The sequence below is a fragment of the Lysinibacillus sp. genome (genome assembly GCF_032093475.1).
Classification (GTDB): Bacteria; Bacillota; Bacilli; order Bacillales_A; family Planococcaceae; genus Lysinibacillus; species Lysinibacillus irui.
This window is the reverse complement of record NZ_DAMDAY010000139.1, coordinates 1-11,685: the sequence shown is the minus strand read 5'-3', so window position 1 is coordinate 11,685 and position 11,685 is coordinate 1. Positions and strand designations below refer to the sequence as shown.

The following is an 11,685-nucleotide window of genomic DNA, read 5'->3' as shown; positions in this document are numbered from 1 at the left end:
GCATGATAAACTTCGAGACAGGCTGTGCCCCTAAGCGTATAACTGTATCTGGTTGCACCAGTGCTTTGAAGTCATCACTTTTCATAATGGCATCGTAGGTAGTCACAATATATGGTAAGCAATCCTCTGGTACGGATGCCCGCATATTCGATAAACTCTCAACAATTACTGGCCACTTTAGCTGACGCACAAACTCCCAAACGATGGCTAAATCCGTGCCAAGAGCTAGCTCACCTATAATAACAAAGCCTCTCTTCGTCGATTGTAAAATAGAGGAGAGCTCCTGTTGATCGGCAGTTGTTGGGATTAGCTGTCCCATACTGCTGTGCTTGAACGTCGCTGTTGGTAGTTCATTTCGAAAATCAATTAATAAAGGCTCTCGGAAAGGTACATTGATATGTACTGGACCAAAAGGCGCACTCGTTGCAATAGCTACAGCACGGGCAAGATGACGCTCAATAAAAGGTAATGTTGGATCAGCACCATCTGCTAACGGAAAATCAACACTCCATTTTACATGGGAACCATATAAATTAGGCTGATTGATGGCCTGTGGTGCGCCGACCTCTCGTAATTCATGAGGACGGTCAGCTGTTATGACAATCAGTGGAACACGTGCATAGCTTGCCTCCACAATTGCAGGAAAATAGTTTGCTGCAGCTGTACCTGATGTACATAATAGAACAACAGGCTTAGCTGTGGCCTTCGCTAGACCTAACGCAAAGAATGCAGCCGAGCGCTCATCTACTTGACGATACATTTTTACTTGATTTGTAGATGCAACAGCATAGGCAAGTGGTGTTGAACGTGATCCTGGACTGACTACCACATTTTCAACACCCGCTTGTACTAGCGATGCGACCATTTGATAAACATAATCTGTTAATATTTTCCGTTCACTCATGTAATTGTCCCCCTAGCGCGCGAAGCATTGGACGGAATTTTACTAATGTTTCTTCATATTCAGATTGTGGTTCTGAATCTGCTACAATCCCTCCGCCTGCATATAAATAAGCTTTATCGCCTAGTAATGCAGCCGAGCGGATCGCGACTGCAAATTCGCCATTACCCTCTGCGTCTAACCAACCAATTGGTGCTGCATACAAACCACGATTCATAGGCTCATATTTACGGATGGCTGCCAACGCTTCTTTACGTGGTACTCCCCCTAAAGCGGGTGTGGGATGTAAAGATTTTGTAAGCTGTAAGATTGTAGCATCCTCATTTAACTGACCTTCTACAGGTGTATATAGATGTTGGATGTCTCGTATTTTTAATAGGCGAGGTTTGTCAGGTACCGTCATGTTCACACAATTTTTGCGGAATGTGTCCGCAATCATATCCACAACATATTGATGTTCTCCACCGTTTTTTGGGTCATTTAGTAAACTTTGTCCATACGCTTCATCTTCTTCTGCTGTTTTTCCTCGTTTAATTGAGCCAGCAACACAAGACGAAAACGCACGGCCTTCTTCTACCTTAACAAGGCGTTCAGGCGAGGCTCCAAAAAATAATAGATCCTTATGCTCTAAACCAAATAGATAGCTTTCTGGCTGCTCATGAATTATTTGAGAAAGCACTTGAGGTGCAGATACAGATTCTTTAAATTGCAAGGCAAGTGAGCGAGCAATAACCACCTTATCTGCCTTCTTCTGCTTAATTAATGCTGTCACTTGGTCGATTGAGGCTAAATAGGGCTCCTTATATGGCTCAAAATAACTTGTAATTTCAGGTTTTGTATACGTTTTCACTTCTTTAACCTGCGCTGCGTGAATTAAATGATCTCGCTCTTTCCTTAGAGCTTCTAGCTTACTCTCCGCCTGCTGATCTTGTGTTAAAAGATGAATACTTACGTAAGCTTTATCATCACGGATTACAAGTTGAAACGTTGCTAGTGCAAAATAAGCCTCTGGGAAATCCGTCCATTCCCCATCGACATTATTTTGTGGATCAAATGTAAAACCACCAAATAAAATGGGCTGTAGCTCGCTTTGTCCCTTTTGACAGTTTTTCGTTAAGTTCTTCCACTCCGCTTCTACAGCATCAAAACGCTCATTTTTTGCATTGTTTTGAATGGTATGGGCATGTCCCAGCCCTACTAATGTCATTGTTTTTTCTCTATTTTGCCAATAAAATCGTTCACCTTTATAACGCTCCTCACCTGCCGCATAAAATGCAAGTGGAGATAAGCGACTTACTTCAATTGTTTCCATATAAAAATGAAGGCTTTGGCCCAAATAGTCCACTTCTACTTCTGTGGCTTGGTACCACTTCTGTTGCATGAAAATTACCTCCGTTGTTGCAATGTACATAATTAAAATGATGAATCAAACACATCATTTTTTGGTTGGCAACAGTGTCATTCTTACTGTTGCTAATACCCTATTTTTATTTTCAGTTCATAAATGCATGTTCTATTGTATCACTTTTTTTCATTTAACAGTATGTAATAAGCTGTGAACCTACCCATTTTCTCAATCTTCGTTTAAAATAGAAAGAGTCGACAACATTTGAAGGAGAGAAAGACCTTATGACCAAAGTCATTGAAGCTGATAGGGGTTTTAAAGTTTGGTGGCATTTAACGCGTCCACATACTTTAACCGCTTCATTCGTTCCAGTATTCCTAGGAACAGCAATTGCTCTAGCAATTGAACAAGAAACAATTGATTTTGGACTATTTTTTGCTATGCTCATTGCAAGTATGCTTATCCAAGCAGCAACGAATATGTTCAATGAATATTACGATTACAAATTAGGATTAGATAACGAGCATTCTGTTGGGATTGGCGGAACCATCGTCCGTCATGGAGTACAGCCAAAAACAATTATGATGATTGCACTAAGCTTTTATGCTATTGCCATGCTTCTTGGCATTTACATATGTGCCTCAACATCTTGGTGGTTAGCAGCTGTAGGCCTTGTTTGTATGCTTATTGGTTTCTTATATACAGGAGGACCATACCCAATAGCCTATTCCCCATTTGGAGAGATTGTCTCTGGAGCAGTAATGGGCATGGGAATTGTGTTAATTGCCTTCTATATTCAAACGCTTACAGTGACACTCGATGCTGTGTTGCTGTCTGTACCAAGTATGATTTTAGTCGGAGCCATTATGTTATCCAATAATATCCGTGATATTGTGGGTGATACAGAAGGTGGAAGAAAAACTTTAGCTATTTTAGTAGGACGTGATAATGCCATTTCTGTGTTATCTGGCTTTTTTATCGTCTCGTATTTATGGGTCATTGCCCTTGTAGCAGTTGATGGCATTACTTTTTGGGCATTAATTATCTTCCTGAGCATTCCGAAACCATTACGTGCCATTCAAATTTTCCGAGACAAAAAAGAAGCCAAAGAAGTGATGCCTGCGATGAAATATACAGCGCAAACCAATACATTCTTCGGCTTCCTATTAGGAATCGGTTTATTAATTCATTATTTCTTTTATTAAAAGATGCGGCAGCCTTAACGGGTTGCTGCTTTTTTTACATAACGTCTGAAGTTTTGACTTGCAATACCATGCACTTCCTCGTCTGAAAAACGTGCTCGTAATGCCTCTAATAAATTTTGCGCTTCTCCCGCATGTGCTAAGCCATTGACAGTCCGATCAATACCATCAAAATCTGAGCCTAGCCCTATATGCTCTACACCAACTAGCTTTGCTAAATGCTCCACATGATCGACTAGATGATCTAGTGTTGCATCTCGATTAATGAAGAGTGGAAAATAAACAACATGGATATGTCCCCCATGTTCTACAAGTGCCTTTGCCTGTGCATCTGTTAAATTACGTGGGTGGTCACAGAGTGCACGAGCATTACTATGACTTGCAATAATATGCTTCGCTAATGGCAACACATCCCAAAAGCTTTGTTCATTTAAATGGGAGACATCAATAATAATATCCCGTTTATTTAGTAATTGTATGACCTCTTTACCAAATGGCTTCAAACCAAGACTTGCATCCTGCTCAGCTCCATGTGCAACAGCATTCTCTTCATTCCATGTTAAGCCGACTAATTTTACGCCCGTATCGAGTACTGCTGTCAGCTTTGCTAGATCTTCTCCAATTGCACTACAGCCCTCTAAACTTAATATAGCTCCTATTTCATGTGGAGCTAAATGGTCTAACTGTGCCCAATCTGTAATATGCACCATGCCCTCTGTTTGTAATACATGGGTATGAAATGCTTCGATTTGACGCATGACCTCAAGAAATTGAAGATTTTGTGGGATTTGCGGGTCTATAAAAATGGCGAACACTTGAGCCTCTACTTGCCCTAATTGCAATCTTTTTTGATTGGCATGTAAACGCCCATCCTCAGCAAAATTTGCCGATTCAAGAGTAGTTAACTTTAAAAGCGCATCACAATGTAAATCAATAATCTTCATATCCTCACCTCTACAGTTATTATACTGCTTCCATGAGGAAAAACAGACTAAATTTTATCCTGTGGCGTATCGGAAGAGCCAAATTCCTCAAGCTCAATAAAATCATCTGACTTTGGCATTGAAGAAAGAATATCTTCTTCCACTGGTCGTAAATTGTCTTCTTTCTTTTCCGCATGCTCGACACAGGTCAGAGCTTGCGGCATTGCCTCTAAACGACCAATTGGAAGCTCTTTACCACATACCGCACATTTGCCGTATGTGCCGTCAGCCATTGCTTGAAGGGCTTCTTTTATTTCCTCTGCATTATCACCGCGATGTTCATCAATAGCCATTTCTGTAAGTTGATCCGTTAAATCACTAGCATTATCAGCTGGATGATTATCATAATTCGATAGCTCTGTCGCTTGTGGTCGCTCCGATTCCTTTATTCGTTGTTCTATTGTTTGTAATTCTTGCTCTAGTTGTCTTTTAAATTTTTGCATAACTTGTTGATCCATAAAAATCCCCTCCTCATGCCTTCATATTTTCCTCATTTACGATTTCTAAAACATGTCAGCAATAAGGATGCTTTTATTTCCTCGTATAAGCTATAATCGCATCATGTAAAAATTGTGCTGCTCCCGTCGCACTTCGCTCATCATAGTAAGCAGTAAAACGTTCATCCGAGATATACATTTGAGCTAGCCCAGCATGTGCCTCTGTTGAATATTCCTTCCACGTAAAGCTCAGCCAGCGTTTATGCAACTCAGCTACTTCCATCGCCAAGTCACTTGTAGCATCACCAAGCTCCATTGCTTCTGCTAAACGCTCAAACATTTGCTGCTCTAACTGCTGCATTGCTTGATATTGTTGTTCTGTCATATTCATCAGCTTAGCATTCGAAGCATCCACTGTTTCATCTCCATATTTGGCGCGAATTTCTTGGCCATATTGCTTTTCATTATCCTCGATTAACTTTTCTTTAAAACCTTTAAATTTTTCTTCATTTGACATTGGTCGTTCCTCCTCAATGGATTGTATTGTTTTTTCTACTGTCTGCAAGATGGTTTCAAGCTGCTCCTTGCGTTGAAGCAAAGCAGCTCTATGTGTTTTTAGCGCCTCGGCATGTTGAAAGTTAGGCGCCTGAATAATGGCCTGAATCGTTGCTAGCTTCATATCCAATGCACGATAAAATAAAATCTGCTGTAGCATATCAATTTCATATTGGCCATAAAATCGATAGCCTGCCTCATTGGTTCTAGCTGGCTTCAGCAGCCCAATTTCATCATAATAGCGTAATGTTCTCGTACTAACTCCCGACATTTGGGCTAGCTCTTGAATTGTATATTCCATGTTGTCACCTCCCACTAATGCTACTGTAAACTTTGACGCAACGTTAAGGTCAATAGCAAAATGAAAATAAATTTTCTAAACCATATTCATCCTTTCAGTTCATATAATTCCATAAATACCTATAAAGCAATTTTTACTTGCCGATATGAATAGTAAATATTTCACAGGAGCGTGATAGGATGAAGTGTCCAAATTGTCAGCATGAGAATCTTTCAGACAGCAAATTTTGCTCTGATTGTGGCAGTAAACTTATGAATTCATCATTATCAAAACAAGGTATCCCAACAGGGGCAATTATTGTATTATCGGTCTGCTTTCTTGCCATCGGTGGACTAGGTTATGCATATTGGGACTTTTTCACTGATAAAAAGAATCAAACTACTACTTACTCAGAAGTAAATGATAAGCAACAGGTAAATACACAGCAAGTTTCCTCTGAAGAACTCACAAAAAAACAAGAAGCTCATGCACAGCAGGTTGATCGTGTCACCCTAATAAAGGAAATTCAACAAAAGGTATTCACGGTCCTCAGTAACAATAGTCAAGGTTCTGGCTTCCTGTATAAAAAGGGTGGTTATGTTATTACAAATGCACATGTTGTTCAAGGAGAAGTGGATGTCACGCTTCGTAATGCCAATGGTCAAGAATCACCAGGAACGGTTATCGGTATATCAGACCGCTACGACATTGCTTTAATTCATGCACCTAGCTATCAAGACACACAACCGTTGGGAATTGAAACAACCGAATCACCTATTGGATTAGAGGTTATTGCATTTGGTAGTCCACAAGGCTTTGAAAATTCAGCATCTATTGGCTATATAACAGGCAATAAACGGGACATGAAGCTTGAAAACTTTATTTATAAGCAAATTTATCAGGTAGATGCACAAATTGATAAGGGGAGTAGCGGTGGCCCATTGGTTGATGTCAATACAGGCAATGTCATAGGGATTAATTCTCTACTTTACACAACTGAAACAAGTACTAACTTTGCCTTCTCCATCCCTCTTTACAGTATGCTTTACCAATTTGAAGGATGGGTTGCTAAACCACTTTCTGCAAATGAGGTTCGTGCTGTTGCGAATGTTTATGAAAGTAGTCAACAATCCACTATTGAAACAAAATCCACTAACGAAACAGATGCTTTGCTAGCAGGGCAATTCGTGCAAGCATTCCGTCTCTATTACGAGATGGCACTGAATGAAGGTGATTTTTATTGGATTATTGATATGCTTGCACCTGACAGTTCAGCTTATCAAGAACTAGAGAAATATATTAATGAAATTGCCTATCAAGGACATTACTTCTATTTTACTAATAATGAAGTGCTAGATGTACAATATTCAAATGGTCAATATTTCGTGGATATGAATGAAACATTTGATTTTTATGATGCACAAGGGAATTACCAATTCTATGATCGCTATAAAACCTATACAGTTATAACAGATGATTACGGTGCTTTTAAAATTTCTCACATTACCATTCACTAATAATTTCTTTGTCATTCGAAAACAAGGAAAAAAACAATCAATCGGAATGCTTTTAAAGTGTCTCAAAGGTTAGACACTTTTTCTTGCACTTACTACCTCAAATTTTCCCTTCATGATCAACTTCTTCGTCTATCATTTTTTATAAGAAATAAAAAAACTATACATTCATCTAATGCCGATGAATGTATAGTTTAATGATTAATTATTTAACAAAAATTTCTTCCACTTGATCTAGCATAATGTTGGCTGCTAAAATGCCTCCAGCAGTATTCCAAATAACATCATCTACTTTATGTGCATTGCCTTTTTGAACAGCCGTTAGGTTTTTCCAAAGTGGATCTTGTGTCCACTCCTGTTCAGTTGATAATGCTGAATCATCACCTGTTGGCATGTACGTGAAGTAGAAAATAACATCCCCATCCATTTGAGGAATTGCTTCTTTTCCTACTTCAATCGCTAAGTTACCTAATTTTGCATTATCTTTAAATAAATCTGCTTGTGCTGGCACACGTTTAAATCCTAAAGCATCAAAAATAACGCCTGAGAATGAATCTGTGTAATAGATACGAGATTTATCTGCCATAAAGCGTACAAATGAAACTTCTTGGTTTGTTTGTTCTCCAAGCTTTTCTTTCAGCGCTAGTAACTTATCTTCGTAGGCTTTTAGCACCTCTTGTCCCTTTGTTTCTTGATTTACTGCTTTTGCGTATAATTTAAAGTTCTCTTTCCAATCACCACGTAATGTGTCTGAAAACACAGTTGGCGCAATTTTGCTAAGCTTCGCATAATCTTTTTCTTGTCGTAATTTATTACCGATGATTAAATCTGGCTTTAAAGAAGCGATTTTTTCGATATTAATTTCATGTTCGATACCGACAACTTCCACACCGTCCATTTGATCCTTAATGTGATCATACCATGGATCGCCTGTCCAAGATTGTACTGCACCTACTGGTTTAATTCCTAGTGCTAATAATGCTTCTGTTCCTTCATTTGTTAAAACAACGATACGCTTTGGTGTATCTTTTACTTCAGTTGTACCCATTGCATGTTCGACACTGTATGCATTGCTTTCTTTTGATTTCTCATCTTTGGTAGTATCTTTAGAATCGCCACATGCTGCTAGCACAAAAATAGCCATAACAGCTAGCAAAACTAATAGTTTTTGAAATGCTTTTTGCACCTTTTCTTCCTCCATTGTATATGATAAAATGTTTAGGCATATTAGACGAGAATGAAAATCACTTTCATCTAAGATCGATATTAATCGTATTGTATGTATCTATTAATGTCAATCATTAATTTAGTAATTTTTTAGAAAAGAGTATAGTTCAATATGATATTAAAAAATAATTATTCCAAGATAATGGCTTTACTAGTAGGGGTTGTTCTCTTACTTCTTTGTATGGGGATTAGTATTGTTTACGGTTATGCGAATACTTCTATTCAAACGACCTATGAATCTTTTATACAATTTAACAATTCAAATGAGCATATTATTATTCAAAATGTTCGTATTCCAAGAGCACTTATAGCCAGCTGTGTTGGTGCTTCGTTAGCTATTACAGGCGTGCTTATGCAAACCTTAACAAAAAATCCATTAGCCTCTCCAGGAATCTTGGGTATCAATGCAGGTGCAGGCTTTGCTGTTGTCTTTGCCATGATTTTTTTCCATATTTCCAGCCTGCAATCTTTTGCATGGATCGCATTTCTAGGTGCAGCAATCGCTGCTTTATCCGTTTATGCGATTAGTTTTTCAGGTAGGGATGCTGTTACTCCCGTGAAAATCACTTTAGCAGGGGCTGCCATTAGTGCACTTTTTGCTTCATTTACACAAGGTTTACTCGCTACTAATGAAGCTGAACTCGATCAAGTATTGTTTTGGTTAGCTGGCTCTGTACAGGGTAGAAAACTTGAAATTCTACTTTCTGTTCTTCCTTATTTAGTAATCGGATGGATAGCAGCACTCATTATTTCTTCCAAAATGAATATTCTTGCTCTTGGAGATGATGTAGCAAGAGGATTAGGATTACGATTAGGGCTGATGAAAATCTTAGTAGGACTTATCGTTATTTTTTTAGCAGGTGGCGCTGTTGCGATTGCTGGTCCCATTGGTTTTATTGGCATTGTCGTTCCCCATTTTGCGCGAAAGTTTGTCGGCACTGATCATCGATGGCTTATTCCTATGGCTGCGTTACTTGGAGGGATTCTTTTATTGCTGGCTGATGTTGCGGCTCGTTATATTATTATGCCCCAAGAAGTTCCAGTAGGAGTTATGACGGCTATGATTGGCACACCATTCTTTATTTACCTTGCGCGAAAAGGTGGAAAAAATAAATGAAACATGTAAAAACAATTCGTTTACTTCAACAAAAATTTTCTTTTTTATTAGATGTACAAGCTGCAAAAAAATTAATGGTGATTAGTCTACTAGCAGTTGCTGTTTTCTTTTTTAGTGCATCATTTGGTGATTCTTTCATCAATCCATTAAAGGTTTTACAAGCTTTTCTTGGTTACGGGTCAGATTTTGATCAGCTAATCATTATTGATTTCCGAATGCCTCGGATTTTCATTGCTGCCTTTGCTGGAATGGCGTTAGCCGTAGCAGGTGCCATTTTACAAGGAATCGTAAAAAATCCACTTGCCTCACCTGATATTATCGGGATATCAGCTGGTGGTGGTGCAGCAGTTGTTGGATTCTTAGCTATTTTCAGTGATTCTAATCACTCTTTAACAGTTAGTATAGAATGGTTACCATTAGCAGGCTTTATAGGAGCTACTGTTGTCGGATGTATTGTCTATCTATTTGCTTGGAAAGATGGTGTCACACCAAATCGTCTTGTCTTAATCGGTATTAGCGTGTCAGCTTTTATGCAAGCTATTACTACCATGTTAATGATTATCGGGCCAATTTATCAAGCAAGTGAAGCGAATAAATGGATTACGGGTAGTGTCAAAAGTGCAGATTGGGATCAAGTACAAATCGTTGTACCATTGATCATCGTTCTACTACTTATTACATTCTTTATTACACGACAGTTAAATGTTCAAGAACTAGGTGATGATACAGCGTCAAGCCTAGGGCAATCTGTTCAAAAAACACGCCTTTACTTAATCCTATTATGTTCCAGTCTAGTAGCGAGTGCTATAGCATTTGCTGGCGCCATTGGATTTGTAGGATTAATGGCACCTCATATTGCACGACGCATTGTTGGTTCATCATTCGGTGTACTTATTCCAGCATCTGCAGCAATCGGAGCATTGCTTGTGATGATAGCAGATATTATTGGTCGTACTGCTTTTAGCCCGTTAGAAGTACCCGCTGGTGTCTTTACCGCTGCCATTGGTGCTCCCTATTTTATCTATTTACTATTTAGAAATCCTAATAAATAAAGGAGTCTATACTACATGACTGAATCGTTATTAACCAAATCCCTTACATTAAGTTATGGTGATTCCAATATTATCGAAGATCTCAATTTATCTATCCCTTTGAATGAAATTACTGTATTAATTGGAGCGAATGGCTGTGGTAAATCCACACTCCTACGCTCCATCGCTCGATTATTAAAACCTAAAAAAGGCTCCGTTCTATTAGATGGAGAGGATATTTTTAAATTATCAACAAAGCAGGTGGCTAGAAATCTTTCGATTCTTCCCCAATCCCCTGTTGCACCAGAAGGCCTAACTGTCCTACAGCTTGTGAAGCAAGGTCGCTATCCTTACCAAAGCTGGCGTCAACAGTGGACGGAAAAGGATGAAGAAATCGTATTAAATGCCTTAAGAGCAACAGGCACAGAGCATTTACAAGATAGACCAGTGGATGAGCTATCAGGAGGACAACGTCAACGTGCTTGGATTGCTATGACGCTTGCTCAAGATACGGATATTATTCTTTTGGACGAGCCTACGACATACTTAGATTTAACTCATCAGATAGAGGTTTTAGATTTATTGTACGAGTTAAACCAACAGCAAAAGCGAACGATTATTATGGTATTACATGATATTAATCTCGCATGTCGCTATGCCGATCATATTATTACTGTCCGTGATCGTGGTGTCTATCGTCAAGGTAAACCAGAAGAAATTATGACAACTGATTTAGTTAGTCATGTGTTTGACCTTGATTGCCAAATGACGACAGATCCAATATTTGGTACACCTCTATGCATTCCATATGGAAAAGGACGTAGAATTTCATAGCTTCTTAGTAAAATTAAAAGCCTACACAGATTAAACTATCCTGTGTAGGCTTTAACTTATGGTAGCTATATTATAAATCTATGACTAAAATTAAAAAGTGCAGTAGATGAAATTCATCTACTGCACTTAGTATGACCCGTACGGGATTCGAACCCGTGTTACCGCCGTGAAAGGGCGGTGTCTTAACCACTTGACCAAGGGGCCATGGCTCCGAAGGCAGGACTCGAACCTGCGACAACCTGATTAACAGTCAGGTGCT

At 38.9% G+C, this 11,685-nt stretch carries 11 protein-coding genes and 1 tRNA gene; 5 read left to right on the top strand and 7 right to left on the bottom strand.

Features of this window, described 5'->3' with window-relative positions; translation table 11 throughout:
• Together menD and RT445_RS20805 are read right to left on the bottom strand one after the other, a co-directional pair.
• On the bottom strand, positions 1–904 hold a 904-nt coding region (gene menD, locus RT445_RS20810), incomplete at its 3' end, for a 2-succinyl-5-enolpyruvyl-6-hydroxy-3-cyclohexene-1-carboxylic-acid synthase (RefSeq protein WP_313471471.1).
• Positions 897–2,282: an isochorismate synthase gene (locus RT445_RS20805; protein ID WP_274794185.1), complete on the bottom strand. Its 1,386-nt coding sequence runs from the start codon at positions 2,280–2,282 to the stop codon at positions 897–899. The genes menD and RT445_RS20805, both read right to left, overlap by 8 nt.
• A gap of 248 nt (positions 2,283–2,530) precedes the next feature.
• On the opposite strand from RT445_RS20805, the gene RT445_RS20800 reads away from it, so the two are divergent.
• Entirely contained in the window at positions 2,531–3,451 is a 921-nt protein-coding gene (locus RT445_RS20800) for a 1,4-dihydroxy-2-naphthoate polyprenyltransferase (RefSeq protein ID WP_312506644.1), read from the top strand.
• A gap of 14 nt (positions 3,452–3,465) precedes the next feature.
• Here RT445_RS20800 and RT445_RS20795 read toward each other — a convergent pair whose 3' ends face one another.
• The 3 genes from RT445_RS20795 to RT445_RS20785 form a co-directional block, all read right to left on the bottom strand.
• The gene (locus RT445_RS20795) at positions 3,466–4,392 is read right to left on the bottom strand and encodes a dipeptidase (protein WP_312506645.1); all 927 of its coding nucleotides are present in this window, start codon (positions 4,390–4,392) and stop codon (positions 3,466–3,468) included.
• 47 nt (positions 4,393–4,439) lie between these two features.
• The gene (locus RT445_RS20790) at positions 4,440–4,889 is read right to left on the bottom strand and encodes a TraR/DksA C4-type zinc finger protein (RefSeq protein WP_312506646.1); all 450 of its coding nucleotides are present in this window, start codon (positions 4,887–4,889) and stop codon (positions 4,440–4,442) included.
• Positions 4,890–4,962: 73 nt separating this feature from the next.
• Positions 4,963–5,724: a MerR family transcriptional regulator gene (locus tag RT445_RS20785; protein WP_274794189.1), complete on the bottom strand. Its 762-nt coding sequence runs from the start codon at positions 5,722–5,724 to the stop codon at positions 4,963–4,965.
• A 179-nt stretch (positions 5,725–5,903) separates the two neighbouring features.
• Between RT445_RS20785 and RT445_RS20780 the strand changes: the two genes are divergently transcribed.
• Positions 5,904–7,220 carry a trypsin-like peptidase domain-containing protein gene (locus tag RT445_RS20780; RefSeq protein ID WP_312506647.1) on the top strand — a complete coding sequence of 439 codons (1,317 nt, stop codon included), beginning with the start codon at positions 5,904–5,906 and terminating at the stop codon, positions 7,218–7,220.
• A 202-nt stretch (positions 7,221–7,422) separates the two neighbouring features.
• Here the strand turns inward: RT445_RS20780 and RT445_RS20775 are convergent, their stop codons facing one another.
• A complete protein-coding gene (locus RT445_RS20775) occupies positions 7,423–8,418 on the bottom strand; it encodes an ABC transporter substrate-binding protein (protein WP_274794191.1) in 996 nt (331 codons plus the stop codon).
• A gap of 138 nt (positions 8,419–8,556) precedes the next feature.
• Here RT445_RS20775 and RT445_RS20770 point away from each other — a divergent pair, with 138 nt between their 5' ends.
• From RT445_RS20770 to RT445_RS20760, 3 genes are read left to right on the top strand one after another with little or no spacing between them, the layout of a single operon-like run.
• Positions 8,557–9,561: a FecCD family ABC transporter permease gene (locus tag RT445_RS20770; protein WP_274794192.1), complete on the top strand. Its 1,005-nt coding sequence runs from the start codon at positions 8,557–8,559 to the stop codon at positions 9,559–9,561.
• A complete protein-coding gene (locus RT445_RS20765; RefSeq protein WP_274794193.1) occupies positions 9,558–10,613 on the top strand; it encodes a FecCD family ABC transporter permease in 1,056 nt (351 codons plus the stop codon). The genes RT445_RS20770 and RT445_RS20765 overlap by 4 nt, the downstream gene beginning before the upstream one ends.
• A 15-nt stretch (positions 10,614–10,628) precedes the next feature.
• Positions 10,629–11,426: an ABC transporter ATP-binding protein gene (locus RT445_RS20760; protein ID WP_274794194.1), complete on the top strand. Its 798-nt coding sequence runs from the start codon at positions 10,629–10,631 to the stop codon at positions 11,424–11,426.
• A gap of 132 nt (positions 11,427–11,558) precedes the next feature.
• Here RT445_RS20760 and RT445_RS20755 read toward each other — a convergent pair.
• Positions 11,559–11,630 (bottom strand) — tRNA-Glu (locus tag RT445_RS20755).
• Positions 11,631–11,685 lie beyond the last annotated feature (55 nt).

Excerpts from the sequence above, each read along its gene's own strand:
- RT445_RS20780 (WP_312506647.1), top strand. The coding sequence starts at position 5,904 with ATGAAGTGTCCAAATTGTCAGCATGAGAATCTTTCAGACAGCAAATTT.
- RT445_RS20795 (WP_312506645.1), bottom strand. The coding sequence starts at position 4,392 with ATGAAGATTATTGATTTACATTGTGATGCGCTTTTAAAGTTAACTACT.
- RT445_RS20790 (WP_312506646.1), bottom strand. The coding sequence starts at position 4,889 with ATGGATCAACAAGTTATGCAAAAATTTAAAAGACAACTAGAGCAAGAA.
- RT445_RS20800 (WP_312506644.1), top strand. The coding sequence starts at position 2,531 with ATGACCAAAGTCATTGAAGCTGATAGGGGTTTTAAAGTTTGGTGGCAT.
- RT445_RS20785 (WP_274794189.1), bottom strand. The coding sequence starts at position 5,724 with ATGGAATATACAATTCAAGAGCTAGCCCAAATGTCGGGAGTTAGTACG.
- RT445_RS20805 (WP_274794185.1), bottom strand. The coding sequence starts at position 2,282 with ATGCAACAGAAGTGGTACCAAGCCACAGAAGTAGAAGTGGACTATTTG.
- RT445_RS20770 (WP_274794192.1), top strand. The coding sequence starts at position 8,557 with ATGATATTAAAAAATAATTATTCCAAGATAATGGCTTTACTAGTAGGG.
- RT445_RS20765 (WP_274794193.1), top strand. The coding sequence starts at position 9,558 with ATGAAACATGTAAAAACAATTCGTTTACTTCAACAAAAATTTTCTTTT.
- RT445_RS20775 (WP_274794191.1), bottom strand. The coding sequence starts at position 8,418 with ATGGAGGAAGAAAAGGTGCAAAAAGCATTTCAAAAACTATTAGTTTTG.
- RT445_RS20760 (WP_274794194.1), top strand. The coding sequence starts at position 10,629 with ATGACTGAATCGTTATTAACCAAATCCCTTACATTAAGTTATGGTGAT.